This is a genomic window from Clostridium sp. JS66 (genome assembly GCF_033561535.1).
Lineage (GTDB): Bacteria > Bacillota > Clostridia > Clostridiales > Clostridiaceae > Clostridium_AM > Clostridium_AM carboxidivorans.
Window position 1 is genome coordinate 3,816,934 of sequence record NZ_CP131467.1, and the last position, 26,278, is coordinate 3,843,211.

The following is a 26,278-nucleotide window of genomic DNA, read 5'->3' on the forward strand; positions in this document are numbered from 1 at the left end:
ATTAAAAACTAACACGACATATTGTAGTATCTATTCTTAGTGTTGCAGCTCCAAAAAGATTATTTTCTGTAACTATATTGACGCCTATTTACTTTTAATATATTCAATATACTTATCTCCCCAAATTCTAAACTCTTTTAACACTGGTCTAAATGCTTTTCCCAAATCAGTTAACGAATACTCCACTTTAGGTGGAATTTCCGAATAAACGTGCCGGCTAACCAGTCCAAAATCCTCCAACATCCTCAATTGCTTTGTTAGTGTAGCCTGTGTGATATCCTCCATTGTTCTTTGTAGTTCTCCATAACGCAGTGGTCCTTCATTTAAATGATACATAATTAAAATTGACCATTTTCCTGAAAACACTTTTTGTGCTGTAAAATATGGACATTTTCCAAAAAGACTATTGGTATTCTCCATTATATTTCCTCCTATAGTATCTTTTATATACTTACATTACTTAAAAATCGTACTTGTTATTTTTGTTGTACGTGATATTATTATTGCATGATCAATTTTAACATACATATATGGGAGGAGCAATAACTATGAAAAAAGCATTAGAATTTTTAAAAGAAAGTGGTACTTTTTACCTAGCAACTAACGAAGGAGATCAACCAAGAGTAAGACCTTTTGGTGCTGTATTTGAATATGAAGGGAAACTATATATTGTCTCAAATAATACAAAAAAATGTTTCAAACAAATGATGGAAAATCCTAAGGTTGAAATCAGTGCTATGAACAAAAAAGGTCAATGGATTCGTATTACTGGAGAAATTGCAAATGATGATAGACGTGAAGTAAAAGAATTAGCACTTGAAGCTGTTCCATCTTTAAAATCCATGTACAGCGTTGATGATGGAATTTTTGCAGTATTGTACTTTACTAAAGGAACAGCTACTATTTCTTCTTTCACTGCTGAACCTGAAACATTTTTACTATAATCCTAACTAAATTTCTTGGTACGGCAAACCATTTATTAAAGACTTAACTTTAGCATTTTAAGCATAATGCGGCACAACTTTTCAGAGGACAGAAGACAATTGACAGAGGACATTGAAGGATGATTTTTCTCCGCTGCACTACGAAAAATCTTTAATTAAATTTATTATGACTCGTTTCACTAAAGTGAAACATTGCTGATTTATATAAATTTAAAAATTCTTTTGCGTCAGCAAAAAATCAACCTTCACTGTCCTCTGTACTCTGTCAATTGTCCTCTGAAAAGTTGTGTCTCAATCTGCTTATTATATTAAGTTAAATTTATTCATGTGCAAGAATTCATTTAGAAATATATATTCTTACATTTTTCTTTCAGCCTTAACACTGCGGACTAAACTGTTGGCAGCCAATTTTCCAGTGAATAGAGCTCCTTGCATCCAACCATGGGTTGCAGAAGCATGTTCTCCTGCAAAGAACACCCTATTATCATATTCTGGTTTTAAAATATTATGTGAAAAAATTCTTTTTTGTTCTGGTGTAAAAAATGCTACAGCTCCTCTAAACCATTCTTCATTATTCCAATGAATAAATTTTGACTGTGTTACTATGGAATCTAGATAATTTCTAGGAAGTCCATGAACTTGCTCAACCTGTCTTTTAACTTGCTTAAAGTGTGCATCTCCCCTTATACTTCCTATATGTGTAGCATATTTGTTTAAATTGTATGAACCTATTAATACTCCTGGTTCATTTGGGTTAGCTCCAGTCATGACATGATCTGAAGGATATAATATATTTGTTATAGATAGGTCAGTATTAGACACGCCACCTACAATCCTTCCATAATCCGCATTTTCTTCCCAAAAACGCTTTTTACATAACAGTAGTGTTCTATGTCCATCCACATAATTTATTTCTCTTATTGCCTGCATTTTTCTATTACTAAAGAAAGGTGCAATATCCATAGTTGAAAGTGTTGTAAATGGGATGGCACAAATAACATAGTCAAATCCTTCTGTGTTTTCTCCTTTAATATTATTATCTTTGTATCTCAATATAACCTCTTTTTCATTTTCAACCTTATATATTCCCAATACCTGACTGCCACCTTTCCAGGTCACTTTTCCCAGCTCATTCTGAGGAATTCTATATTCTTTAGGTACTTTAGATGTTAGAGACTTGTAAAATGCAATTGGCAAGTTTACATTGCCGCCAGCAACTCTGTAAAGATAAGAAAAATTTTCTGGATAATCCTCCTGCAATACTTCATTATAGGATAAATCAATTAGTGCACCTGTAAATGCATCAACGCTTGCTATCATATCTATAGCATCAGGACTAAGACCCAGCATTTCAAAATTTTGACGGATGCTAATATTAAGTAAAGTATTATAACTTGGATTATATTTAGGAAGAATTTTTAAAATTTCAGCTCTTATTTCTGGACGCAGATTATTCATAAAAAAATGCACTGCATATTCATAAAGCCTGGTCCAAGTTGTATTTTTTTCTCTTTTACTTAAATTATATTTTGGATAAATTTTTTCTTCAATGCTTTTAGGATTTTTTCTAGCTCTTGTTTCTTGTACATATACAAAGTTATTAGAATTGTTTTGAATAAATGGCTGAGTAGCAAGTCCAAAAAGATTAATATAATGCCAAGTGGTTTCATGTGCCACTGGAATTCTAATTGGACCAAGTTCCCCATAAAACTTTTTATCTTCATCAAAATAATAAGTATATACTCTTCCACCCACTCTATCTTTTAGGGCATCAAACACTGTTATGTCAAACCCAAGTTTTCTAAGTTCAAAAGCTGCTGACATGCTAGCAAGACCTCCACCTATAATACCTACCTTAACTTTTCTAAATTCACCTGGATATGCATAATTTAAAATATCTGGTGGAGGACCTAAAAGTTTAATAATGTTATTAAAGTCACCTAGCCTGCCTGCTTTACGTAATGCATCTTTTAACAATGCATATCTTTGCTCATTAGATGGATTGAATGGCTGAATATCAGCTCTATATACTTCCATAAGTCACTACAACTCCTAAAAATATTCCTTAATAACATGTATATTCAATGCTGCATATCTAATTCCAATTAAGTTAACCTTCTAATTGAAGCTGTAAATTATATTTTTAATAGTATTCCTGGCAGCACCATAACTTAAATATCCTTCTGAAACATCAATTGCTTCAAACACATTTTTAATAAAATTATCTACTGAAGTTTTCATTTTATTTGAATTATAGTAATAATCTATTTCTTCATCTAATTGATCTAAGCAGCTGATTGATATATTAACTTTATACTTTAAGCCTTTTGCATTTAATAAATCATTTTGTATTGTTTTTGCTAAAAGATCAAGGTCTAATAAACCAAATCTTAATGTGTCTTGATAGGGATTTGGTACATTAGTTAAATCCTCTATTTTATCATAGGGTTTTGATTCTAATTCAGTTGGAAATGGACCAACTCCATGCCTTGTCATATAAGCTCTTGTTGCATATACAATTTCTATATTTTCCATGCTGTATCCAGCTTGTTTTATTAACTCACTTACATTTTTCATTCCTGTGTTAGATCGTGTGACATGAGGAAAAAATTCATGATTTTGGTCAAGCAAAAGTCCTTGAGCGCCTTCAAACAATATGCTGGCATATGAATCTAATATTTTTAAATTTGTAATGGTTATAGTATTAAGCATATTTTTTATATCTAACAAATAATTTTCAACTATCCCTTCACTTGAAATGATATCTGAAAACATATCTGGAATATTATCTATTCCTAATTCAGTTAACCTTTTTTGTAAATATAAATCTTTAATATTTTTTAGCACTTTTCTAACTAAAGCTTCATTTTTCAAATCCTTAACTGTTAATTTGAAACAGTTTTTAGATATGCTGCGTTGAATAGTTTCATTAAAGCCTAATCCACAACTTCCATGTTTATTCCTACCTCGAACCATTTCAGCCACTTGATTTATCATCATGTCATATGGTGTTGTAACATAACAATCCTTATCCATAAATATAACAGGTTTTACATTTTTGCTCTTTAAGCTGTTAAGTTCTTTAATATAAGTTATAGGATTAACTACAAAGAATTTACTTAAATAAGTTGGCAATCCTAAAAATGAACCTGAACCAAAATGTCCAAAAACATGCCTATGTCCATTTGGAGTTACAACAGTATGACCTGCCTGAGCACCACCATTAAATCTTACAACTATCCCATTATTTAAAGTAGATGAAAGATATTCAGTCATCACCCCTTTACCTTCATCTCCAAAATTTGCACCAATAACTACTTTGATATTTTTCATTTACAACACCTTCTTTCTAGAAAAGTTAGAACCTTACAATACCATCACTTGATTTAGCATTATTATCTAATGCTTTAATAGCTTTTTCTACAACAAGTGCTGTAGAGCCATCCCAGCTTGATATTACAGTATCAGTATTAGCACCATTTACCACCTGTAAAGTCGAAACAATAACTTCGCTCATTTTTTTATAATCTGAAAGTAATATAGCTCTCTGACCAAGAAGATTTCTCCACTTTCTTATAACTTCCTCCCTGCCGTAACGCATATGATGTCCTTCTTCTACAATCAAATGAAATACTTCATATCGTCTACTTACCATAGTTAATAATTGTTCTGCTGACAATTCTTTAAATTGAGGATTATATCCAAATACCCTTTCAATGTGAGGAGCTAATAAGTTAGGCGTTGGTTCTTCATCACCTATTGTAAACAAGAAACCTTTTTTATTTCTTTTTTCAAAGCTGTCTATTCTCGTATGCATTGAAGCAAAATACCATGCAAGAATATATCCTTCAAAACTATTTCCTCCTCCTCGTCCTTCAAGATAAATTCTAGCTAATTGTTTGGCAATCCTAATATCCGCTTCAAATTGTGTAACTTGTAGTGGTGCTCTATCACCTGCATGTACATCTCCAATACCCATGAACATTATATGTGGATCAGGTACAGGCTTCCTATCATATATTTCTGTTGCAAGAGTAACTAAACCATCTTTTGCCATTGATTCAGCAATGCAGCCCATTGAACCTGTTACATCCAAGCCTATGATTATAGGTGTTGAATTTGGATTACTTGGCGAATCACAAGATTCCCTCATCTTAATATTTTTAGGGTCTAATTCATCCACAATAGACCTAGATGTGTATATATCTGCTGCACTCTTTGCTTTTGATACAGTATCCTTTGCATAACTTTTCCAATCACTATAATTAAATCTACCAGTTCCCATAATTAATACCTCCTAAAATTTTTTTACTTTTTCATATAACTGAGTATCATTTAAATTCATCATTATAAACTTTCTTTCCCCAAAACTGTCATATAAACATTTCATCCAGTTTTCATAATCTTCCACTGCTTTTAGAGAAGAAACTCCCCTAACCCAATTTATCATTGGATTAGGTATAAAACTTTTAGAACTAAGATTAGTACCATTTTTGTCACCTAAAATCTCTCTTCCAATCAGCCTAATTGATTCTAAGTCTGTAGAAATATGGCCAACTTTTGTATTTTTAACTTGTGGTGACATAATTGAATAAGTTTCTTCAGTAACTCCAAGCATTCTTTCTCCTTGAGGTACTGCATACCACCAACCTCCTAATAAAGCACCACTATGGCATTCAGGTGAAACAAAATAGTTTTTTAATGATATTGAATTATGTGACAGCTTTGCATAGTCTAAGTAGCATACAAGGTTATACAAGCTACTTAATATCCAGGCTGTATGTTTTTCAGGGATATTTCCATCAAAATAATCCAATACATCCTTTAATAAAAATAAATCAGATGTTTTTTGTATCACAACCCCTAGCTTATTATCTTTTGTTTCAAACCTGTCAAGTATCTTAGGTAAATATTTTGATACTTCTTCTTTCATTCCTAAATCGGCATAAGTAAAATTATCAATGATTTTAACAGCATTTTCATATAAGTCTTTATTGTTTTCATCTATTAAATACAAAATAGCAGTGTTTCCTATATACATAGTACCTAATTCAAAATCATGAGAAATACGATATTTAAGTTCGTACACCTTGTTATCTTTTCCAGATAGTCTTATTAAATCATCTGCCTTCCAGCTTCCATTTTTTATTAAATCTAATCCTTTAAAATACAATTCATTGACTTTAGCCATAACATCCTGAGATTCTTTAGAATTGAAATTGAAATCTGGATGCCAGTATTTTGTTAGTTTATGATATTCTTCTTTTATTGTCTTACTATCAGAAAACAAATCTCCAGGTTCTTTCATTGTTAATATTTCATTTACAGTAAACATCAACTAACCCTCCCCTCTTGCAAAATTCATCTGTTTAGTAATGATACTATTAACCACTCTAAATTTTACAATTTATTATGATACATCCACACAATTAATATTATTTATGTGTTATTATCAACTTGTTATTATCATTATATACATATTATTTTTTTATGTCAAAAAGCAAATAATAGAGTATTACTTTGTATTTATTAGCAATAATCATTTAATTTCTTTTTAAGTCTAATAATTGGTACAAATCATAAATTTTTCGAGAATTTCTAAGAAAACACTTTTTTGGGTTACAAAGTTTAAAAAATAGGTATCTCAAAGGAACAAATATTAACCGACAAGATAACTTAACCATGGAATTAACATGTAAAGGTAAGATTACCTTTAAGGAGTTAGAAAAATATTACTTAAATATGCTTATATTGTTGATAAATTGCTTATAATTACTTATAATTAAATTGGAGGTGATGAGATGTATCAAGAAGAAAGACTCTTAAAAATATTAGAATATCTAAATAATTACAATCATTTGTCTGTTCATGATATATGCAGAATATTTGAAGTTTCACGTGATACTGCTAGACGAGATATAGTAAGGCTTGTAGAAGAAGGTACAGTGATTCGTACTCATGGAGGAATTACTCTTCCAGGATTTGATGAAACAATATACTCCTACCGTGAGAGACTAAAATCTCATTCTCAAGAAAAAAAGGAAATAGCAGAGAAAGCATTAACACTTATTAAGGAAAATGAACATTATTTTTTTGATGTTTCTACTACTATTAGTTACCTTTCTAAGAAATTAAACAGTAAGGTTACTATATTTACTCATTCACTTGATAACATAGAAATACTCTCTGAAAACCAGGAGGTTTCTGTATATTCTATTGGAGGATGTTTAAATAAGGCAAACAGATTTTTTTATAGCTTTGATTACTCGAATTCTATTGAAAGTACTCATTTTGACGCCTCATTTATAGGTGCTGCTGCTATTTCCGAAGATGGGGTATTTTACGCGGATTATGAAGATGCCTTAATAAAGAAAATTTCTGCAAAACAATCTGACAAGGTGATTGTACTTGCTGGCTTTGAAAAGTTTGGAAAGACTTCATATTATAAAGGGCTAAGCTGGGAACAAATTGACATCCTTATTACTGATAAAACGCCTACATCTACATATATGGATATTATAAATAAACATAATATTGAGTTAAATATTGTAAGGAAGGAGTAAAATTTAATGGATAAATATAAAATGATATGTTTAGATATTGATGGAACATTGCTTAATTCAAAGCATAGAATTTCTCCAAGTACAAAAGAAGTAATACAAATAGTTTCAAAGGAAATGCAAATTCCGATAATATTGGTTTCAGCAAGAATGCCAAAAGGAATATTATTTTTGCTGAAAGAACTTAGTATTAGTAATCCCATTATTTGTTACAGTGGTGCTTTAATCATGGATGATAAAACCAATATACTATCAAATGTAACTATTCCAATTTTAGAGCTTAAGCAAGTATTCAAATTAACCAGAGAAATGGGAATTCACATAAGTTTATATAAAGATGATGAATGGTATGTTGAAAAAATTGATGAATGGGCTGAACAAGAGGGCATAATAACAAATATGTCTCCTATTATCATGAGCTTTACTGATTTGTTTGATTTGTGGGAGAAAGAAGATTCTGGTCCTAATAAAATTTTATGTATGGCAAATCAAAATGAGCTAGAAACATTGAATGCAAAAATTAAAGATTATAACTCCAATAACTTAAATATATATTTTTCTAAGCCTACTTATTTAGAAATGATGCCAAATAATGCTTCCAAAACTTCTGCAATTAAAGTTTTATGTGAAAAATATGGTGTACAAAGGCCTGAAGTAATTGCTATTGGTGATAATTATAATGATATCAATATGATAGAATTTGCAGGCCTAGGGATTGCTATGGGCAATGCTCCGAATGAAGTTAAACAATATGCTGATTATATAACCCTTTCTAATGATGAAGATGGAGTAGCCGAGGCAATCAAAAAATATATTCTTTGATTGTTTCACAATTTTCCACACTGATAAGTTGTACTCATCTAATGTTCATATCCAGGACACTCTCCATATTGAGACCAGTGAATTTTCTGAAGTACTCTAAATATTTTTTGCTAGCTTGGGTAATAAAATCAGCCACTGAATATTAAATAAAAAAATGGAACTATATTAAGTTATAGCTCCATTTTTATATACTTTCCAATATTATCTTAATAAATTAAGCATATTTTTCATTTCTACCTTTTTCTTTTTTGCTTGTTGTTTCCTTTAATTTTTTTAATATCAACATGAGGTATTTCTTTTTTTAGTGTTTCAGTTATATGTTTTATCTCTTTATATTTATGCTTACTAACTGAAACATTCTCTAAAGTTACTGGTTCCTTGTGTATATCAATACGTTCTTTACTAATAGGTATTCTAATTGTTTCAGTACGAGTCTTTGATTCACCATGGGATTGAGGATTAAAAACCTCTTTTTCAATAACTAGCTCTTCCTGTTTTACAGGTACAGTAATATTCTCCTCTTTGGTTAAAACTTCTTTGTGAATGGATACCTCGCCAGTTTGTATTTTGTCCTTGGATATTTCCATTTGTTCTTTACGAAGCTGCATTTTCACATCACTGTTTGTATCGTGAGAAGTCTCCTTTAAAATGGTTTCACCACTGTTCTTATATGCGCTGCTTTGAGCTATCAGTCCACCTATAATTATTCCAATAACAATACCTATTATTGTTCCAGTTATCATAGGATCAATTGATGTAACTGCAAATATAGTTACAAATCCAGGTACAGCTAAAATAGAAAACTTGTATAAAATAGCAATTATAAAACCAATTATTCCGCCAATGACAGCACTTGTTAAATATTCAACACTTTTTTTATTAGGTACATCTTTACTTAACATGCTACTCCTCCTAAAAAACACCTCTTGAATTTGAGAGGTGTTTTTCTAATTTATTAACGGAAACCATCATCTGAATTTTTATCTATTATTTCTGCATCACCATTTGTGTTTATACGAGCTTCTTCTCTTTTTAGTTTCTCATCAACTTTTTCTGTTTCTTCAACTTCACGCTTATGAGCAGACACCTCTCCAGTTATCACAGTGTGTTTATCTACATTGACCTTTTCTTCACTTACTGGAATACGTATTGTTTCTCCATCACTAATAGGCGTATCACTAGCTTCATTATCTATTGATCTTCTTTCAATGACAACTTCTTCATGAGTAACTGGAACATCCACTGTTTTTTGTTCTTCAACAATTTCTTTGCTTAATTCAACTTCACCCTTTTGAACCCTACTTTTATTTATATCAAGCTCTTCCTTATGAAGTGTAAGTCTTCCTTCATCTTTATCCTTCTTTTTATCATCGTCATTGCCTAAAATACTATCAAATATCCCCATAATAAGTTACCTCCTACAAGCACATATTTTTTAATTCATTAATATTTTATCCCTGCTGAAGTAATATATCCTTTAGGAAATATGGAGTTAGAGTAAATAGCTTACAGTAACTAAGTGCTATTTTCACATATCTATATATATTTTTAAGATTTACCATGATTTTTAATTTAGCTGACAAAAGTTATTTCAATACTTCATTAATTTTGCCAATATACTCCTTGATGGAAGTATCCTTCTCATTAACTCCTTTGTACCATAGTGATTTATCACCATTAACATTAGCAAAATACTTAGCTTTTAAGATAATTTCCGGCCTATATTCAAAATGTAAAATATCAAAATGTCCCCATTTTCCGCCCCATATAAAGTTGTTTTTTTCAAAGGTTTCAACTACTTCTCTAGAATATGAATTTAAGCGTTCTTCTCCTTGTTCAGGTGATGACCATTTCCAATAATCTCTTTTATCACTTGCAAGATCTATAGCAATACCAAATGAATGAGGACTTAATCGATTAGTACCTGCAACTAATCGATAGTTAAAAGTACCCATACAAGGGAATAAACATCTTCTAACAGCTTCATTTTCTCTTGAAAGAGGTATAAGATTTTCCATAGCACTTCCAAGTGCTTCAGCTGCTTTGTTATTATTGTTAAAAAGAACATGTGTGTACTTTAGATTTACACTTTTAAGATTTTTCTCTATCTGCTGCTTGGAAGAACCATATACTTCTTTTAATAATTCATAGGATCTGTATCTTCCAGGATCATAATCCTTATCCATCAATTTACAAATACTTGTTAAAGGATAAGCCTGCTCCAGAGTATCCTGCAAATCTGCATTTTCAAGTTTTTGTTCAGGAGTTTTTACTTTTTTATCATCATATAAAATTTTTTTGCCAGATTTCATTACTAAATATACATGATTGTTTTCATCACAATTTATATCCTTTATATATTCTGGATAAGCCATCATCAAACATAATAAGTCTTGTTTCATTTTAATATCATACTCATTGGCATTTAAACTTGCAGCATTAATATCCATATTGGACGCTTTAGCTATATATGTTGAATTAATCAATAGAAAAAATGTCATTATATAAATAAATGTTTTCTTCATAATATACTCACCTTTCTTACTTGTAATTTACCTGATCGCTACCATTGCTAAAACTCACTTGACTTAATTTCTCTGATTTTCAATGTAATTATTCACTGAACAATTACATTCACATATGTAACCTTACATTATATTTTGCAACAAAAAAAATTTAAAGCTTGTTTTGAGTTAGCAAAACAAGCTTTAAAATAAATTAGTTTTATGACATAAGGAGAAAAATTCACCTTCATTGTCCTCTGAAAAACACTTCTTAAATTCAGGATAGTAATGGATACTTAATCATAACGTTCAACAAAGGTTCTTAACTGTTCTGTAATATTGTTTATATATTCTAAGTTTGAAGATATTTCCTGTGTTGATGCAGCTTGCTCCTGGCTAATGCTTCCTGAAGATTCTATTGATTTATTAATTTCAGAAACTGCATCATTCATTTCCTGTAGAATAGCTTGAATTTTTTTTGCCGATTGATTAGATTGTTCTGCAAGTTTTCTTATTTCATTAGCAACAACTGCAAAACCTTTACCATGTTCACCTGCTCTTGCAGCTTCAATTGAAGCATTTAATCCTAAAAGATTTGTTTGTGCTGCTACACTTTTAATAAATTCTAAAATCATAGAAGTATCTCGATGCTTATCTGTTAAATCATGTGCTAGGTTTATTGATTGCTGCCCAGATTCTGAAAGCTCCACTGCACTTTTAGCTATTTGTTCAACATTTATTGATACTTGATTTATAGAAGAAGATAACTGTTCAACGCTTTCTACCAAATTATGATTATCGTTCAAATCAATACCTGAACTTAAAGTTCCTATAACCTTTTTATCAACTCCATAAATTGGCGTAAATATTGTCTTTATAGGTCGTCCATATACTTCAGTTGGAATATCATCAAAAGTATCCTTGCCTGTTCTGATACATTCCTCTATAGTACTTATTCCACTAATTGGCTTACCTGCAGGTAAATCAAGTTCAAACTCCTTTGCTCGATAATAAAATAAGTATTCTTTTAAATCTGTCAAACCAACAGCCATATCTTCACGAACAATCCTATTAATATAGGGAAGGACTAATTTAAATGCTTCTAAAATGGATTCATTTGTTTGAAATTCGTTTGATTTTAGCATTTTGAATTTTACCTCCTTATAGTACACATTTTATAACTACCGTTTATTTTTTAATGATATTATATCATATTATTCTATTTAATATGCAATAATCTTTGTAATATCAGCAATTTTCTTAATATTGTGCAACTATATTTTTAAGGATCATTCGTATGTTTAAATTTGTTAATTAATTTATTCAATATTTGAAATACAATATAAAAATACTCCTAAATTCAAGCTATGAATAATTACAATAAGTCTAACTTTGAATCTTTTTCTGTAATCATTCTTATTGGCTTACATGGATTGCCATATGCAATATAATTATCTGGTATATCTTTTGTAACAACACTGCCTGCACCGATAACTACATTATTTCCAATGTTGACACCGCCACAAACCACAACATTACAAGCAATCCAAACATTATTTCCAATATGAATTTCCTTTGCATACTCAGACACAGACACATGTCCATCCTCATACTTCATAGCAGTTCTCTCTTCTGCAATAAGTGGATGTGAACTTGCCATAAGGGAAACATTTGGGCCAAGCATTACATTATCACCAATATAAATTTTACCATCATCTAAAATTGTAGTATTAAAATTGGCAGCAAAATTTTCACCAATGAATGTATGACACCCATAGTTAAATTGTATAGGTCCTTGAAAATGATATCTTTCTCCTATCTTTCCGATAAATTCTTTTATGATTGCCAGACGTCTTTCATCATACTCATCAAGTAAATTGAATTTCTGACATAGTATATGTGTCTTATTCTTAATATCTCTAAGTTCTTTCTTAGCAGCATCAAATAGTCTACCTTCAAATATTCTTTCTTCTTCTTTCATAACTTAACCTCCTGAAATTTTACTAAAACAGTGTTTGTACTATATTTAAAGTGTAAAATATTAAAATATTTAAAACAATTATTAAAATATTAATGTGGGCTGGTACAGATTTATAAGAGAATTTATTTTGGAAAAATATCAATCAGTAAAGGAATTCATGCTTTTTTTAATGCAGCACAAAAAACACTGTAAAATTCAAGTTTGAATAATACAGTGTTAAGGTAAATTGTTCATTTTTTCAATTATTTTAAATGATTTTTTTTAAGTTTCTTTAAAGCCTTCTTGGAACCTCTTTCTATATCCCTTTCAAGCTTTCTTTCCTTGAAACTAATAAATAGTTGATTTAAATCATATCCTTCTGGATATAGCTTAGCAGCCTTAATTTCCAATTTTAATCTTTTGCAATTTACATCAACAAATTCTTTGTTAAATAAAATAGTTACATTATTATATACATCTCTTTCCTTATAAACAATGGCACTTTCATTCTTATCCATCCAAAAAACCTTATCTCCTACAGCAAATTCATAACTTTCATCTTTGTCTTCTTGAATATCTTTTTTCTTTATAATTTTGCTGTCTCTTATTAATTCATAATTATAGTTCTTACTTTCTATATATCTTCTAGTTCTTTCAATTATATTATCTGAAATGCCCATTTTCTTTGATATATAAAGAGCATTACTATCCCCTGTCTTTCCTATATTAAGCTTATATAATGGGTCTAGCGTGTCACATCTAAACTCCATAGCTGCATTTTCAAAGTCTGGATGCTGCTCAGAAAAGTTTTTAATCTCTCCATAATGGGTTGTTGCTACTGTTATACAGCCCTTATAATACACTTCTTCTAAAATAGCTATTGCTAAAGCTGCACCTTCATTGGGTTCTGTCCCACTGCCAATTTCATCAAACAACAATAATGTTGACTTATTGCTTTCCTTTATTATATATGCTAAATTCTTCACATGGGATGAAAAAGTACTTAAAGCATTTTCTACACTTTGATTATCACCTATATCTACAAATATCTTGTTGAATACAGCAATTTCTGAGCCTTGCTCAGCCTTTATATGAAACCCTGCTTGAACTGCAAGAGTCAACATTCCTAAAGTTTTTAATACTATAGTTTTTCCTCCCGCATTAGGTCCTGTGATTATTAATGATCTATAATCCTTTCCTATTTCAAAATCTAAGGGTACTCCATTTTTAATTAAAGGATAACCTCCCTTAACTATTTTTATATAACCATGCTCATTTAGTTTAGGCTTTATTCCTCTTATGTCACTACTATATTTTGCTTTTGCCCAAATCATGTCATACTCAGCTATTACCTCAATATTTATTTTAATTTCTCTTATTCTTTCATATAGCATTTCTGTTAAAGTAGCTAATATTTTATATTCCTCTATAGACTCTTCAACTTTTAAAGTTGCTAGCTCGGAAGTGTATTTAACTATTACACTTGGCTCTATAAATACAGTACTGCCTTTCAATGAATTTTCAACAATTTCACCCTGAACTTGATTTTTAAAAGCAGCTTTTATAGGTATTGTATATTTTCCATTTCTTTGACTTACAAAGAATTCTTGTATATACTCTTTATTTGAAGGATTTTTCAGAAATTTTTCAAGCCTTCCTTTTATTTGGCCTTCACACATATCAATTTGTCTTCTTATTTTTTTTAGCTCCTTTGAAGCATTGGAATCCACTCTATTTCCTGATATTGATATATTTATTTCTTCTTCTATATAACTTAAATCTGTTATATTTAAGCTATAAGAACTTAAAGTAGGCACATAACCTTCCTTATCCTTCATGAATAATTTTAGTTTTCTGCAGCCTCTTAAAAAGTTTTCCATGGTACTTAATTCCTCTGGATCTAATGCTGCACCCTTTTCCATTTTATCTATAAGTGGATTTACATTAAATATTCCATCAAAGGGTATATGATAAGAAGCATCTAAAAGTGCCCTTCCTTCAGAGGTTTCATCTAATCTTCTATTTACCACCTTTATATTTGTACTTGGCTCTAGTTTATCTATTAAGGATTTACCCAATCCACTTGCACAATATCCTTTTACTATTTCTTTTAATTCATAATAATTTAGTTTTTCTAATGTTGTATTATCCATTTCAAAATTCCTTTCTCAACTTTATTCAAGCCGACGAAACCTAGATAGATTTCTAGTATTAATTATAAAATAAAAAAGCCATGGATACTCCACAGCTTTAATTGCAAACTTAATAAAGGTTATTAAACCCCAAAGTAGTTTCGTGGACTTGTATCTATAAATAGTAATTAATTCTACAACAATTAAAGGTGTTGCACCCTCAATTTTAGAATCAATATTAAATTACCTATTTTAGATACTAAACACTCACAAAAATACCTCTCTTTTTTTGAAATCTATCTATATATTAAATATTATATACAAAAATATATGCCTTATCAACCTTATTTCAAAATTTCATTTATTTATGATATAGTTCAGATGTTTGCAAATCAAATTACCTATTATCTTAAAATAATAGCAAAACAAGTTATTAACAATTTGTTTACGTCTACTGAGGATACTTATGGTTGCAGCGAATTTACTATTGACAAAAAAATATAATAAGGTGCAATATAATATATAATAAAGTTCAAAAAATAAGATTAACATTTAAGAGGAGAAATATCAGTGGCAAGAAATAAGACTACTAAAAATGTAATACAAAAAATAACTATTTCAATTTTAATTATACTAATTATATTAGCTGTGACTTTTATTATACTAAAACATGTTAATACTCAAGGTTTATATGATGATTTTTATAATACTATGATAAAAAAGACCTACAATTTCATAATAATAATCAGTGTATTATGGGCAGTTGAGGTTATTTTAAAAGAAACAATTATATGTGGTAAAGGCAGTAGAATTAAAAAATTTATTAGGGGACTTATATTTTTAATGTTAATGATTATGCCTATATGTTTTCTAAGTAATTTATTTAAGGATACATTGAGGAATTATGTTGAAGGGTTTAAGGATTTAAAATATGTTATTCAGAATAAACCTTTATCAAAAACAGAAATATGTATTTTTACCACTATAATTACAGAAAAGCAAAAAAGTTATTTTGAATCTTTGAATAAAAACATTAGTAAACCTATTTTTGAAACCGAAACCTTGTCCTTAAACGTACCATATAATAAGTACTATTCCACTGGTTGCAATGAAAAATTAGGTTATGTAGTTAATGTACAGTATCTTCCTAATACGAATACTATGCTGGGATATGTATCTACTAACTACTCAGTGGGAGTCCAAAATGCAACTAAAATTAAGGAAAATAAATTAAATATGGAATCAAATAAAGAAAATATGTATGATGAGTATTCTACAATAGCTTCTATATATTGCAAAAATAATGAGTATGATAAAGCAATGAGCTATTATTCTAAAGCAATTGAATTAATGAATAGAAACACACCTTATCCTTGGGCAATATATGCTAGTAGAGCAGCTTGTTATAGAGAATTGGGACAATATAAAAAGGCAATAGATGATTTGATGAAGGTTAGAGAATTAGCTTTAGCAAAGGGCCTTGATGAAGGATATGCAGATGCATTTAGAATTGAAATTGCAGAAAACTATGAAGCTTTAGGAGATTATGATTCAGCCATAAATCAGTATAAAAGTATGGCAACTTCTAAAAAAAATTCACAGTATGGAATAGAGAATACAGAAAAAGAGAAAGAGAAATATGAAAAGCTAAAAAACATGGCGGATACTTATGTACCTAAAGATTATAAATATTATTTAACTATAGGAAAAGACTGGTATAATCAAAAATTTTATGAAGCTGGGATAAAAAGTTTATCTACAACAGTAGAAGTCTTTGTTCCTGATAGCTATGAACCCTTTTATTATAGAGGACTATGTTATTACAAATTGTGCAATTATGGTAAAGCCATTGAAGATTTTAATAAGGCTTTAGATCATTTACCAGAGGATAATAAATCTGATAGAGAAAAAGTATTAGAGGTCTTAGGTGACAACTATATGTGTACGAAAGAATATGAAAAGGCTTTATATACATATAAAAAGGCTAATTCACAATTTTTAAAAATAAAAATGGACAAGGCTCAAAAATTTATTGATGAAAATAAGAATTTTAATAACTATAAAACAAGAAAGAAAATTTAACTGTAGGTGATTGAAATGGCTTTAAAAATGAAAAAGATTACTGCTTACATAATATTATTTAGTATAATTTTATATGCTAATTTCTTATTTATAAAAAGCATAACTCCTAATTATTCTTTATACACTAGTTTTTTTATTGATTTATTTATTGATTTTATTTGTGGAATTATTTTTATTTTTGCTTTATCAATAATATGCATAGGGTTTGTATCAGAAATAAAAAAGTGCAGAGCTAACTTTAATTATAAGAAATTATTGTCTTGTGTAACGTCCGCAGTTATTGGAGGATTTTTTTTATGGGTCTTAGTATCTGATATTTCATCTTTCACAAGTAAGATATTAGATTTGCCTAGGGCTATTAATAGAAATCCAATTGTAGATAACGAAATTGTTAAAGACAAATACAGCTGGATAAAAGTCACTCACAGCAAGTCTGGTACAAGGAGAATTCCTATGACTACAGTTGTTACAGATAAAAATACTTTTACTTTTCAGCATAGGAATGATAGTGAAACTTTACTAAAGAAAAATCAAAAGGTAACAATTTATTATCTGCCCCATACTAAAAGAGTTCTTAATATAACTAAAATTAAGGAAGAAACATGGTAAATAACATCAAAATAAATTGTTAACAATTTGTTTACGTGACCCTATATTACACCTCAATAATAGATGGTGTATGCTCCACAAATGGCAAAAAATCGTTAATGATTTGTGTTGTTCTAAGCTTCATATAACCAGTAGTTGTACCATCACTACACCCATACCATTCTTCAGCCACAACATCTTTGTCAAAAATAATTTGTACATCATTATTTTTGTCAAGTATGGCACTGAAAACAGTTGCTGCTCCAATTTTAGCTCCCAGCATCCTTTCCATTAAATCTGCAGGAGCAAATGAAACGCGAGCTATTCCAAGCGCATTGCTGAAATTCTTTGACTTAAACGGTTTATCGCCTGTGGTAATGAAGAGATAAAAAGCTGTTTGCTGTCGATTACAAAGAAACAGAGTTTTTACCATCTTCATATCTAACTTTTTATTAATCTGAACACAATCTTCCATGGTAATTGCTTCATCTGTATCAACACGTTTAAATGGAATATTCAAGTTTTGTAATACTCTATATGTTTCCTTTTGTAATGGGGTATTAAACTTGTCTGGTGATGTTGTATAAATATCACTTACAAAAAACATTGTTTATTTCATTCCTTTCTCTTGAAAACTCTATGGGCATAGTTTATCATAACTTTATAAATTACAAAAGCGAATATTAATCATAATAAAGATGATAAAATCAGATATATATGAGGTGAACATAGTTATGGATATGAACATTCAAAAATATATGGCATTTGTTAAGACAATTGAATATGGGAGTTTCACAAAGACCGCAGAGATTTTAAACTATTCTCAGTCTGGTATTAGCCGTATGATTAATGATTTAGAAAAAGAATGGGGTGTATCAATTCTTGAACGTGGACGCTCTGGTGTACGATTAACTTCCGACGGTTTGAAATTATTACCACTTGCTAAAAATGTATGTAATGAATATCAAAAATTACAAACACAAGTTGAAGAATTGAATGGATTGCAATCTGGACTTATTCGAATAGGTACTTTTTCAAGTGTAGCTACTCATTGGCTTCCAAATATCATTAAAGAATTTCAAAAGGATTATCCTAATATTGATTATGAGTTGCTATTGGGGGACTATATAGAAATAGAAAACTGGATTTTAGAAGGACGTGTAGATTGTGGCTTTCTTCGGCTTCCTACACTTCCAGAGTTTGAAACAATTTTTTTAGAAAAGGATAAACTACTTGTGGTTTTACCCCAGAATCATCCGCTTGCAGATTTAAAATACTTTCCAATAGAGGCATTATGTGATTATCCTTTTATGCTCTTGGAAAAAGGTGCAAAAGCAGAGGTTTCAGAGATATTTGAGCGATATAATATTTCCCCTAAAGTTCATTTTACAACATGGGATGACTATGCCATCATGTCCATGGTAGAAAATGGTCTTGGAATCAGTATATTACCCGAATTGATCTTGCAGCGTATTCCTTATCAAATTGTAGTGAAAGAACTTGAGATTCCTTGCTTTAGGAATATTGGTGTTGCTATGAGAGATCAAAAATCAATTTCTCTTGCAACCAAGCGATTTTTAGAATACTTGCAATATAGAAAGAAAAAGTAAATTTTTACCTCAAGGCCATTGATATCAACCTACTTCTTCTCTTAAGTATCTGCTACTAGTGTGAATGGTACAATCTTTATGAATGCTTTGAAAGGGCTGGTTCTTAGGTAGCAAACTACATCACAAAACCCTTGACACTTCCGTCAAGGGTTTAACTACTTCATTACATTAACTGCATCAAATCCATCTATTGTAAATCCCCTACCAACAGGAAGAAGCAATATATCTAATTAGATTTATCTAGCTAAATAAGCTTTTGTATATAAGATAAGGTATCTAAAAATTCTCTGAACTTTTCCTCACCAACTCCCTGTTCTATAACGAGTTGAGCATTATTCCATAATGGTATAGCTTCTCTAAGTTTTGCAAGCCCACTCTCAGTTATAGATATATATCTCTTTCGTGAATCATCTTCTCCTTGTCTTACATCAACATACCCTTTTTTCTTTAATATTTCGACATTTCGTGTTACAGTTGTTTGATCCATCAAAAAAATATCCGCTAACTCACCCACCGTTCTACTTTCACGTGAAGAAATATCCGCTAACAGGGCAAATTGAGTGGCACGTAAACCCACAGGTTGGAAGGCTTTATCAAAATACTGCGTTACCACTCTTGTTGTCATCCTCAAATTTTTACATGCACAATCTTTTAGGTGTTCTTTGCTGCTTCTAATAACCAAATCTAAACTACCTCCCATCTATATGTATATGCATATAATACTCTATAGCTGTTTCTGCTGTCAAGGCAACATAAACCAATGCCTTGCTACTCAGCTATTAAATGGGTGACATCATAATTTACATATAGATCTCTTAAGCTGCTTTACTTAACACAGTCAAATAACTCTCTGCGAATTGAATAAGCCATTTCACGAATTTTTTCATTTTCATTTTTGCAAGCTCTCATAATATAAGGTTTATAACTATCTTTATAATTGTTACCCATAAAACACAAAACGTCAATCTTCCATTTCCAAAGCTCATCTGATGATAAATAAAAAAACTTTGGATGAACCTTTTCCCTATAAAAGCTTTCTTCCATATCCATGATATTTTCTGGTGTTAAAGAAAGAGCCAGTTCTGACAATCCAGGAAATTCTTCAACCTCCTGCCATTTGTCTTTATTCATTGGACATACATCCTGACAAATATCACATCCGTAAATACATTGTCCAAAACTCTTCCTTAAAGGTTCCTGTGGTAAACTACGCCCCCCAAAGGTTGTTAAAAAAGAAATACAGTCAGTAGGTGACATAGTATAAGGAGCAGATAGGGATTTAGTTGGACACGCTGCCACACAAGCACCACAATTCTTTGGACACTGTTGAACAGTCGACATCTCCTTTAACTCCATTTCTCTATCTGTCAACCATGCTTCCAGATGAACCCATGACCCAGACTCTGTATAAAGGAAATTATTTCTTCTTACAATTCCAATTCCAGCTTGCAAAGCTGCCCAGCGCAGTCCTACAACTCCAAACTTTTGGTTAGTAGCAACCTGAAGCCCTAGTTCTTGCATATATTTATCCATTGCCTTGCTGCTCTGATATTCTTTCGTATTAGCATCCACACGTATATCGAACAAGTAGGACTTTCCTATATGATTTCTTACAGACTCTGGAACTTTATATTTACCATATCTAGCTGCAACTACTACAATAGATTTTGCCCATGGATATTCTTCTAGTGGATTAATTAATCGCCTCTGTCTTTGGTAAAATGGTCCTGACTTTGGAACCTTTTGAATTCGCTTTTCAACCTTTTCACCATAACCCTCCATAAAACTAATTGGAATAATTCCGCATTTTTCATAGCCTAATTCATAGGCCTTCTCCTGAATCCTTTGCTCTATTGTAATCATAATCTTCTCTCTCCTCTTTTTAAACAGTTGTTCCTAAAACTGCTTTTTTATTTTTATGAAATATACATATCTTCCTACCAAATCTTCAGAATTTGTTGTCACATGAAGATCAACTTCCCTCGCCAATTTGTTTTTCATCAAATAAAGTTTTCATTTTCCTCCTCCTCATTTATATGTATCTACATATAAATTATTAAAGTTATCTACCATCAAATTTAATTATTGTAACATTAATTAATTTAAATATAATCCAATATTATATGCATATACATATAATATTGGATTATATAAGAAATGTCAACATTGTATTTTATGTGAAAATTCATTCTAAAAATAATACAAATGGAACTATTCTCTAAAAATCAAAGGTATTCTGCTATTACATATTCAACTCATCCTTCAATTGTCAATTCTGCAGTCATCTAAGTTTATTCTTTTCTCAAAATCTCTTTAGGTGCCTCGATTTCATTTGCAATTGTATGTTCAGTAAGTTCAGATAATATTCTTATTTTCTTATTTATTAATAATCTCATGCAATTTGGTACATGTTCCTGATGTGCTCTATGAATTGCCACACATTCTTTACAATTTCCGTGATAACGACATGCTTTTTTACATGAACAATGATCCTTATCTTTATATTCTTCACGAAATTCCGAAGCAAACTCTTCCTGAAGTCTCAATCCTTCTTTTCTGTCACCGCGATGGAATGCCTTCATTGCTTCTAATTCCTTTGGATTGTTATCAATAATCATAATAAAATATTCTCCCTTCAAAATTACTATTTACTATGTTGCTTTAAATATTTCATATGTATAACTGATTTATTATTCTTTTTGAATTACTTCTAAATTATATCATTCAATAGAAGTGATGTCATATGTTAAATAGGACTTTTATATAATTTATCCATTGCAATATTCATTTTTCAACGAGTCTGACTTATTTTATAGCTGCCAATAAAAATAGTAATTCAATTGGCATCCATTCTATTTTCGTAGCAAAGAACATTATTACTTTTTAATTAAAAAAGATAAGAGGCAAGTTATATACTCACCTCTTTATGAAATACTTATATAATTTTTAAAATGTTACTTATAATCTTTATTTACGGCTGCATACATATCTGCAACCGTATAAAGATAGTAAGAAAGTCCAACCTGATGATTTTCAAGCATACTTCTATGAAAATCATCATCTATAAAAAACTTTGTTTGAGCTGCAAATGACTTTGCATCAGTATTATGTCCATGTTTATTGTTACGCGTCAAATTATTTAAGCTATTCAAAGTCAAATTATTTCAACCTAAATTAAGTAATAATATGGTAAAAATGCAGATTAAATAATCTTACGATAGAAAAAAATATGTAAAAAGTCAAATTAAATCAACCTTTCTTCACAATATCCACAATGTATAAAATATGAAAATTAGACAATTAATATAGGTATAAAAAAACACTGCCAAGTAAGCAGTGTTTAAAATTAAATTGTAAGGTCAATTTCGCTTTGAGCTTTATAAACTATTTCAGCATTAATAGAGGAAAGTTTTTGATTAGCACCAGAAATAAGACACATTCTCGTTAGAGAATTTAAAGGTCTTATAGAGCCATTTGTGGTTGAATACATAAGTTCAAATGCATCATCAGTAAAAATAGGTTCTATGCAGCCTGCGGCTTTAAGCATTGAAATTATGTAGGGTTTACATTCTTCTGGCGTTAGCCCTCGTAAGCAATAATTCATTAAAATTCGCTGGCGCAGCGCTTCATGAATTTGTCTGCTGAGTTGAAGTAAAAAGTTAGGTTGACCTGAAAGAATTAGCATAGCATAATTCTTTGAATCCATATTAAAGTTAAATATAATTCTTAAATCATCAAGGATGGAATTGCTTAAAAACTGACATTCATCTAATATAATGACTGGGGTTATATTTTTACTATGACTATAAGTGTATATAGCTTCCTGTATTTGTTTAAACATAGTAACTTTTTTACAGGCAGGAATTATTCCAAGACCATCACAAAGAGCTCTGTAAAAATCCATGACCGTTAAGGTCGAAATAGGAATATATATACATTTATATAAATTGGGGTTGAGTGAATTTACAAAATAACGGAGTAGGAAAGACTTACCTACTCCGGGTTCACCAGTAAGTACACCAATGCCCAAAACAGATTTTAAAAATTCTAATCTGCTTAATGCGTGATTAAAGTCTTGGAATTTAAAGCTGTGTGTTAAATCAATATTTTTATCAAATGGGTCAAAGGTTAACCCATAAAAAGTTTTATACATAATATCAACCTCCGGTTAGTTAGCTTTAAAGGCAGAAAAATCAACAGAATCATTATTAGATCTTCTAACCTTTGAGTTATCAATTTTTTTTAGTGGGAAAATAGTATCTGTAAGCTTAGCATCTTCAGAGAAGATGTATGCTTTATCAAGTGAAGTAGGATCATAACGAATATTTATTTTTTCTCTTACATACTTTAATGGAACTTCAAATAATTTAGTTCCTATGGATACTGTGGAGTCATTTTTAACAGTACGTTGAACTTTATATAAAAATAAATGATCAAGTTCACTTTTAGAGGAAACAAACCTTAAATTTTCAATATTATTCATATATTTATCAAAGGGTGTAGAATTTATTGATGAATGAAAGGTTTTGTTATAGTGATTAACATAAGTCAATAGAGATTCATTCAAAATGTCTATTGACTTAAAATCACCCCAGTTTATTGAATTCATCCATTGTTTTTGCATTGTTTGAAACCACCTTTCAATTTTACCTTTCGATTGAGGAGAATATGGCCTAGCAAAGCTTAAAATAGACCCAAGTGAAGCACATATAAGTTGAAACTGTTCACTTTTATATATCTTTCCGTTATCAACAAAAACTTTTTTAGGAATACCTTTAGATGCTACCGCATCTTTAAAAACAGCCATAAGAGACAATAAATCATCTTTAAAAAATACTTTACATCCAACAATAAGCCTACTAGCATCATCAAGGAAAGCTATAATATAAGTTTTATATTTTCTGCCTTGAATAGTGAGATAAGGTCCAACAGATACATCAGACTGCCAACATTCATTCGCATATTCAAATTCAAAGGCTCTTCTATCTTGAGGCGCCAGCTTTTGAGGTGCTATATTAGCCTGTTTTATGAATCTAGTTATTGTAGAAAGAGATATATTGTTTTCATTTTCAAATCCTTTGGCAATAACTTCATGATATATATGTTTAGCAGTTTTTTTGGGGGAATTAATTTTGCAGTTTATAATGAACTGCTTTGTTTCTTGCGAAATTTTTCTTGAACAACCTTTGTCATCTCTTGTTTTAGGATATAAACCGTCTATACCATGTTTCCTATATAAGGTTAACCAACCTTTAATTGTAGCCGGAGAATACTCTTTTCTTCCGCCGTTAGGCATAGTATAAGATTTAGCAGCAATTTCTGATAAATATTCTTTAACAGAAGATTGAGTAAAAGTATTAGTGATTATAGGTGCAATTAGAGAGTATCTAAACAGAGCTATTTTTTGGCTTAATTCATGAGATATCATAATTAAATGCCTCCTTCAACTTTGAGTTTATTTTCATTTTTAATTATGTACCTCAATAATCAGCCTTAACCGTTAAAAGTTGTGTGGAAAAATATAAGAACTTCAAAATAAAATTTAAAAGTTGAGACAAGTTTTAAGTAAATAAGCATTAAAAAAATAAGAAGTGTTTAATTTGATAAAGGGCAAAAAAACTAAAGCTTCTGTAATTAAGGTTTACAGAAAAAATATTTAGGCATATCTAAGAAAAATCTTAAATTAAAATCATATCTTAAACGTGAAAAATCAGTAATCATTGTAAGTAAATTGGATGGAAAAACATTTTTGGTATCAGGGCAAAATATTTTAAGTTGTGCAAAAAATAGGCGAATAGCCGTTAAAGAAGTTATTAGTCTGCTTTTCCAAAATGATAAATGAGTTTTGTTTATGGATAACATACAATTTATAGAGTTAACAAACTTAATAATTTTGCTAAATGAGTAATTAAATTTAAACATAATAATAAGGCAAGTTAATATAACATGATAGGTGTATTGTCTATAAGGTATTATGAAACTTGGAATAAGAGAGTACGTCTTATGGCATGATTTGCACCTATATCTAATGATAACTACTCTATAAGCTTTGTTAAATGTAATCAAATTTCTATAGTAGAATCCATGTCTATATAGTTTTCCTTCATATCCGCATGCTTCGCATCCATATTTTATGGGAAACCTATTATACTTATTAAGCTTATTATATTTTCTTATGCCGTAAGGCATCTTTATTATTTCTATCACTTTTTTTCAGTCCTATAAAATTTTTTTATATTTTTAAATTATAGTCAGATTAAATAATCTTATTCTTTTTGTGTCAGATTATTTAATCTGACGTAAAAAGAAAGGCTATTATAATTTACTTTTTTTGAACCTGTTATTAAGCAAATAAATTGCTTAATAACAGTTTATCTAAAAATGTGATATGATTTTTCAATACTTGTTGTATCCTCTCATCATTAGCTTTCCATCCACTGTTAAGACCATCTTTTATACAATTGATAAATTTTTGTGCTTCTATAGCCTGTTCATTCATATTATCAACTTGAGCTTCCTGTACCTCTAACATATTATAGCCATATTTATCTTTAATATATTTACTCTGCTCCGAAAGTGCATCATTCCACTCTTCTTTATTAAATCCTTTAAACATTATAGCTTTATCCATAACTTCCCCTTTCCTACCAAGAACAATCGACTCATTTATAGTTTTTAGCAAACAATCAAGCCTCTGCTTGCGCGCAAATAGCAGTTTCTGTTGTTTATCTAAGCACTCTAATCGATTCGGTTCATCCTCAAGTGCTTTTTTTATATCATTCAGTGAAAAATCCAGCTCACGGTAGAACAGTATTTGCTGTAAACGTTCAAGTTCCTTTGTCCCATAGAGGCGATAACCAGCATCTGTTATCTCACAGGGTTGCAGCAATCCTATTTTGTGATAATGGTGTAATGTTTTTATAGTAACTCCTGTTAACTCTGAAACTTTTTTCACCGTATATAGCATAATTCCTCACCTCATGAATAATCATAAGCCCTCCTCCAAGGTAAGAGTCAAGGTTATTTCAAAATCTTTTATCTCTTTTCCATTTATTTATATGTTCTTTTTTATATTC

At 30.1% G+C, this 26,278-nt stretch carries 26 protein-coding genes; 6 read left to right on the plus strand and 20 right to left on the minus strand.

Going from position 1 to position 26,278, the window contains the following annotated elements; all coding sequences use genetic code 11:
* Nucleotides 1–84: 84 nt before the first annotated feature.
* Nucleotides 85–420: a helix-turn-helix domain-containing protein gene (locus Q6H37_RS17660; RefSeq protein WP_318734677.1), complete on the minus strand. Its 336-nt coding sequence runs from the start codon at nucleotides 418–420 to the stop codon at nucleotides 85–87.
* A 128-nt stretch (nucleotides 421–548) separates the two neighbouring features.
* On the opposite strand from Q6H37_RS17660, the gene Q6H37_RS17665 reads away from it, so the two are divergent.
* Entirely contained in the window at nucleotides 549–944 is a 396-nt protein-coding gene (locus Q6H37_RS17665; RefSeq protein ID WP_318734680.1) for a pyridoxamine 5'-phosphate oxidase family protein, read from the plus strand.
* Between the two features lie 357 nt (nucleotides 945–1,301).
* Here the strand turns inward: Q6H37_RS17665 and Q6H37_RS17670 are convergent, their stop codons facing one another.
* The 4 genes from Q6H37_RS17670 to Q6H37_RS17685 form a co-directional block, all read right to left on the minus strand.
* Entirely contained in the window at nucleotides 1,302–2,981 is a 1,680-nt protein-coding gene (locus Q6H37_RS17670; protein ID WP_318734683.1) for a flavin monoamine oxidase family protein, read from the minus strand.
* Nucleotides 2,982–3,062: 81 nt separating this feature from the next.
* On the minus strand, nucleotides 3,063–4,277 hold the full coding sequence (locus Q6H37_RS17675) for an adenylosuccinate synthetase (protein ID WP_318734687.1): 1,215 nt from the start codon (nucleotides 4,275–4,277) through the stop codon (nucleotides 3,063–3,065).
* 25 nt (nucleotides 4,278–4,302) lie between these two features.
* Nucleotides 4,303–5,229, minus strand: coding sequence for a hypothetical protein (locus Q6H37_RS17680; protein WP_318734691.1), 927 nt, complete (start codon nucleotides 5,227–5,229; stop codon nucleotides 4,303–4,305).
* Nucleotides 5,230–5,241: 12 nt separating this feature from the next.
* The gene (locus Q6H37_RS17685; protein ID WP_318734694.1) at nucleotides 5,242–6,279 is read right to left on the minus strand and encodes a J domain-containing protein; all 1,038 of its coding nucleotides are present in this window, start codon (nucleotides 6,277–6,279) and stop codon (nucleotides 5,242–5,244) included.
* A gap of 466 nt (nucleotides 6,280–6,745) precedes the next feature.
* Between Q6H37_RS17685 and Q6H37_RS17695 the strand changes: the two genes are divergently transcribed.
* Both Q6H37_RS17695 and Q6H37_RS17700 read left to right on the plus strand, forming a co-directional pair.
* Nucleotides 6,746–7,507 (plus strand): DeoR/GlpR family DNA-binding transcription regulator, encoded by a 762-nt coding sequence (locus Q6H37_RS17695; protein WP_318734697.1) that lies wholly within the window; start codon nucleotides 6,746–6,748, stop codon nucleotides 7,505–7,507.
* 6 nt (nucleotides 7,508–7,513) lie between these two features.
* The gene (locus Q6H37_RS17700) at nucleotides 7,514–8,326 is read left to right on the plus strand and encodes a Cof-type HAD-IIB family hydrolase (RefSeq protein ID WP_318734700.1); all 813 of its coding nucleotides are present in this window, start codon (nucleotides 7,514–7,516) and stop codon (nucleotides 8,324–8,326) included.
* A gap of 233 nt (nucleotides 8,327–8,559) precedes the next feature.
* Here the strand turns inward: Q6H37_RS17700 and Q6H37_RS17705 are convergent, their stop codons facing one another.
* The 6 genes from Q6H37_RS17705 to Q6H37_RS17730 form a co-directional block, all read right to left on the minus strand.
* On the minus strand, nucleotides 8,560–9,228 hold the full coding sequence (locus Q6H37_RS17705; protein WP_318734703.1) for a YsnF/AvaK domain-containing protein: 669 nt from the start codon (nucleotides 9,226–9,228) through the stop codon (nucleotides 8,560–8,562).
* A gap of 53 nt (nucleotides 9,229–9,281) precedes the next feature.
* The gene (locus Q6H37_RS17710) at nucleotides 9,282–9,734 is read right to left on the minus strand and encodes a YsnF/AvaK domain-containing protein (protein WP_412523944.1); all 453 of its coding nucleotides are present in this window, start codon (nucleotides 9,732–9,734) and stop codon (nucleotides 9,282–9,284) included.
* 178 nt (nucleotides 9,735–9,912) lie between these two features.
* A complete protein-coding gene (locus Q6H37_RS17715) occupies nucleotides 9,913–10,851 on the minus strand; it encodes a M15 family metallopeptidase (protein ID WP_318734709.1) in 939 nt (312 codons plus the stop codon).
* Nucleotides 10,852–11,126: 275 nt separating this feature from the next.
* Nucleotides 11,127–11,975: a methyl-accepting chemotaxis protein gene (locus Q6H37_RS17720; protein ID WP_318734712.1), complete on the minus strand. Its 849-nt coding sequence runs from the start codon at nucleotides 11,973–11,975 to the stop codon at nucleotides 11,127–11,129.
* A gap of 230 nt (nucleotides 11,976–12,205) precedes the next feature.
* On the minus strand, nucleotides 12,206–12,811 hold the full coding sequence (locus Q6H37_RS17725; RefSeq protein ID WP_318734715.1) for a sugar O-acetyltransferase: 606 nt from the start codon (nucleotides 12,809–12,811) through the stop codon (nucleotides 12,206–12,208).
* 242 nt (nucleotides 12,812–13,053) lie between these two features.
* The gene (locus tag Q6H37_RS17730) at nucleotides 13,054–14,943 is read right to left on the minus strand and encodes an endonuclease MutS2 (RefSeq protein ID WP_318734717.1); all 1,890 of its coding nucleotides are present in this window, start codon (nucleotides 14,941–14,943) and stop codon (nucleotides 13,054–13,056) included.
* A 549-nt stretch (nucleotides 14,944–15,492) separates the two neighbouring features.
* Here Q6H37_RS17730 and Q6H37_RS17735 point away from each other — a divergent pair.
* On the plus strand, nucleotides 15,493–17,004 hold the full coding sequence (locus tag Q6H37_RS17735) for a tetratricopeptide repeat protein (protein WP_318734720.1): 1,512 nt from the start codon (nucleotides 15,493–15,495) through the stop codon (nucleotides 17,002–17,004).
* A 15-nt stretch (nucleotides 17,005–17,019) separates the two neighbouring features.
* On the plus strand, nucleotides 17,020–17,613 hold the full coding sequence (locus Q6H37_RS17740) for a hypothetical protein (protein WP_318734722.1): 594 nt from the start codon (nucleotides 17,020–17,022) through the stop codon (nucleotides 17,611–17,613).
* A gap of 46 nt (nucleotides 17,614–17,659) precedes the next feature.
* Here Q6H37_RS17740 and Q6H37_RS17745 read toward each other — a convergent pair whose 3' ends face one another.
* Nucleotides 17,660–18,199 (minus strand): prolyl-tRNA synthetase associated domain-containing protein, encoded by a 540-nt coding sequence (locus tag Q6H37_RS17745; RefSeq protein WP_318734724.1) that lies wholly within the window; start codon nucleotides 18,197–18,199, stop codon nucleotides 17,660–17,662.
* Nucleotides 18,200–18,326: 127 nt separating this feature from the next.
* Between Q6H37_RS17745 and Q6H37_RS17750 the strand changes: the two genes are divergently transcribed.
* The gene (locus Q6H37_RS17750; RefSeq protein WP_318734727.1) at nucleotides 18,327–19,202 is read left to right on the plus strand and encodes a LysR family transcriptional regulator; all 876 of its coding nucleotides are present in this window, start codon (nucleotides 18,327–18,329) and stop codon (nucleotides 19,200–19,202) included.
* A 244-nt stretch (nucleotides 19,203–19,446) separates the two neighbouring features.
* Here the strand turns inward: Q6H37_RS17750 and Q6H37_RS17755 are convergent, their stop codons facing one another.
* The 8 genes from Q6H37_RS17755 to Q6H37_RS17790 all read right to left on the minus strand — a co-directional run bounded on the left by Q6H37_RS17755 (nucleotide 19,447) and on the right by Q6H37_RS17790 (nucleotide 26,169).
* Nucleotides 19,447–19,884, minus strand: a complete 438-nt coding sequence (locus tag Q6H37_RS17755) for a MarR family winged helix-turn-helix transcriptional regulator (protein ID WP_318734730.1) — start codon at nucleotides 19,882–19,884, stop codon at nucleotides 19,447–19,449.
* Nucleotides 19,885–20,027: 143 nt separating this feature from the next.
* Nucleotides 20,028–21,065, minus strand: coding sequence for an epoxyqueuosine reductase (locus tag Q6H37_RS17760; protein ID WP_318734731.1), 1,038 nt, complete (start codon nucleotides 21,063–21,065; stop codon nucleotides 20,028–20,030).
* A gap of 428 nt (nucleotides 21,066–21,493) precedes the next feature.
* Nucleotides 21,494–21,820 carry an LPS biosynthesis protein gene (locus tag Q6H37_RS17765; RefSeq protein WP_318734734.1) on the minus strand — a complete coding sequence of 109 codons (327 nt, stop codon included), beginning with the start codon at nucleotides 21,818–21,820 and terminating at the stop codon, nucleotides 21,494–21,496.
* A 336-nt stretch (nucleotides 21,821–22,156) separates the two neighbouring features.
* Nucleotides 22,157–22,336 carry a hypothetical protein gene (locus Q6H37_RS17770; RefSeq protein ID WP_412523868.1) on the minus strand — a complete coding sequence of 60 codons (180 nt, stop codon included), beginning with the start codon at nucleotides 22,334–22,336 and terminating at the stop codon, nucleotides 22,157–22,159.
* A gap of 212 nt (nucleotides 22,337–22,548) precedes the next feature.
* Nucleotides 22,549–23,355: an ExeA family protein gene (locus Q6H37_RS17775; protein ID WP_318733562.1), complete on the minus strand. Its 807-nt coding sequence runs from the start codon at nucleotides 23,353–23,355 to the stop codon at nucleotides 22,549–22,551.
* A 15-nt stretch (nucleotides 23,356–23,370) separates the two neighbouring features.
* The gene (locus Q6H37_RS17780) at nucleotides 23,371–24,630 is read right to left on the minus strand and encodes a DDE-type integrase/transposase/recombinase (protein ID WP_318734736.1); all 1,260 of its coding nucleotides are present in this window, start codon (nucleotides 24,628–24,630) and stop codon (nucleotides 23,371–23,373) included.
* A gap of 206 nt (nucleotides 24,631–24,836) precedes the next feature.
* Nucleotides 24,837–25,391, minus strand: a complete 555-nt coding sequence (locus Q6H37_RS17785; protein ID WP_318742904.1) for a DUF6431 domain-containing protein — start codon at nucleotides 25,389–25,391, stop codon at nucleotides 24,837–24,839.
* Between the two features lie 154 nt (nucleotides 25,392–25,545).
* The gene (locus Q6H37_RS17790; protein WP_318734738.1) at nucleotides 25,546–26,169 is read right to left on the minus strand and encodes a MerR family transcriptional regulator; all 624 of its coding nucleotides are present in this window, start codon (nucleotides 26,167–26,169) and stop codon (nucleotides 25,546–25,548) included.
* Between the last annotated feature and the right edge of the window lie 109 nt (nucleotides 26,170–26,278).

What these genes read in the sequence shown, in the direction of transcription:
- Q6H37_RS17660 (WP_318734677.1), bottom strand. Translation starts at nt 420, where the DNA reads ATGGAGAATACCAATAGTCTTTTTGGAAAATGTCCATATTTTACAGCA.
- Q6H37_RS17665 (WP_318734680.1), top strand. Translation starts at nt 549, where the DNA reads ATGAAAAAAGCATTAGAATTTTTAAAAGAAAGTGGTACTTTTTACCTA.
- Q6H37_RS17670 (WP_318734683.1), bottom strand. Translation starts at nt 2,981, where the DNA reads ATGGAAGTATATAGAGCTGATATTCAGCCATTCAATCCATCTAATGAG.
- Q6H37_RS17675 (WP_318734687.1), bottom strand. Translation starts at nt 4,277, where the DNA reads ATGAAAAATATCAAAGTAGTTATTGGTGCAAATTTTGGAGATGAAGGT.
- Q6H37_RS17680 (WP_318734691.1), bottom strand. Translation starts at nt 5,229, where the DNA reads ATGGGAACTGGTAGATTTAATTATAGTGATTGGAAAAGTTATGCAAAG.
- Q6H37_RS17685 (WP_318734694.1), bottom strand. Translation starts at nt 6,279, where the DNA reads ATGTTTACTGTAAATGAAATATTAACAATGAAAGAACCTGGAGATTTG.
- Q6H37_RS17695 (WP_318734697.1), top strand. Translation starts at nt 6,746, where the DNA reads ATGTATCAAGAAGAAAGACTCTTAAAAATATTAGAATATCTAAATAAT.
- Q6H37_RS17700 (WP_318734700.1), top strand. Translation starts at nt 7,514, where the DNA reads ATGGATAAATATAAAATGATATGTTTAGATATTGATGGAACATTGCTT.
- Q6H37_RS17705 (WP_318734703.1), bottom strand. Translation starts at nt 9,228, where the DNA reads ATGTTAAGTAAAGATGTACCTAATAAAAAAAGTGTTGAATATTTAACA.
- Q6H37_RS17715 (WP_318734709.1), bottom strand. Translation starts at nt 10,851, where the DNA reads ATGAAGAAAACATTTATTTATATAATGACATTTTTTCTATTGATTAAT.
- Q6H37_RS17720 (WP_318734712.1), bottom strand. Translation starts at nt 11,975, where the DNA reads ATGCTAAAATCAAACGAATTTCAAACAAATGAATCCATTTTAGAAGCA.
- Q6H37_RS17725 (WP_318734715.1), bottom strand. Translation starts at nt 12,811, where the DNA reads ATGAAAGAAGAAGAAAGAATATTTGAAGGTAGACTATTTGATGCTGCT.
- Q6H37_RS17730 (WP_318734717.1), bottom strand. Translation starts at nt 14,943, where the DNA reads ATGGATAATACAACATTAGAAAAACTAAATTATTATGAATTAAAAGAA.
- Q6H37_RS17740 (WP_318734722.1), top strand. Translation starts at nt 17,020, where the DNA reads ATGGCTTTAAAAATGAAAAAGATTACTGCTTACATAATATTATTTAGT.
- Q6H37_RS17745 (WP_318734724.1), bottom strand. Translation starts at nt 18,199, where the DNA reads ATGTTTTTTGTAAGTGATATTTATACAACATCACCAGACAAGTTTAAT.
- Q6H37_RS17750 (WP_318734727.1), top strand. Translation starts at nt 18,327, where the DNA reads ATGGATATGAACATTCAAAAATATATGGCATTTGTTAAGACAATTGAA.
- Q6H37_RS17760 (WP_318734731.1), bottom strand. Translation starts at nt 21,065, where the DNA reads ATGATTACAATAGAGCAAAGGATTCAGGAGAAGGCCTATGAATTAGGC.
- Q6H37_RS17765 (WP_318734734.1), bottom strand. Translation starts at nt 21,820, where the DNA reads ATGATTATTGATAACAATCCAAAGGAATTAGAAGCAATGAAGGCATTC.
- Q6H37_RS17775 (WP_318733562.1), bottom strand. Translation starts at nt 23,355, where the DNA reads ATGTATAAAACTTTTTATGGGTTAACCTTTGACCCATTTGATAAAAAT.
- Q6H37_RS17780 (WP_318734736.1), bottom strand. Translation starts at nt 24,630, where the DNA reads ATGATATCTCATGAATTAAGCCAAAAAATAGCTCTGTTTAGATACTCT.
- Q6H37_RS17785 (WP_318742904.1), bottom strand. Translation starts at nt 25,391, where the DNA reads ATGCCTTACGGCATAAGAAAATATAATAAGCTTAATAAGTATAATAGG.
- Q6H37_RS17790 (WP_318734738.1), bottom strand. Translation starts at nt 26,169, where the DNA reads ATGCTATATACGGTGAAAAAAGTTTCAGAGTTAACAGGAGTTACTATA.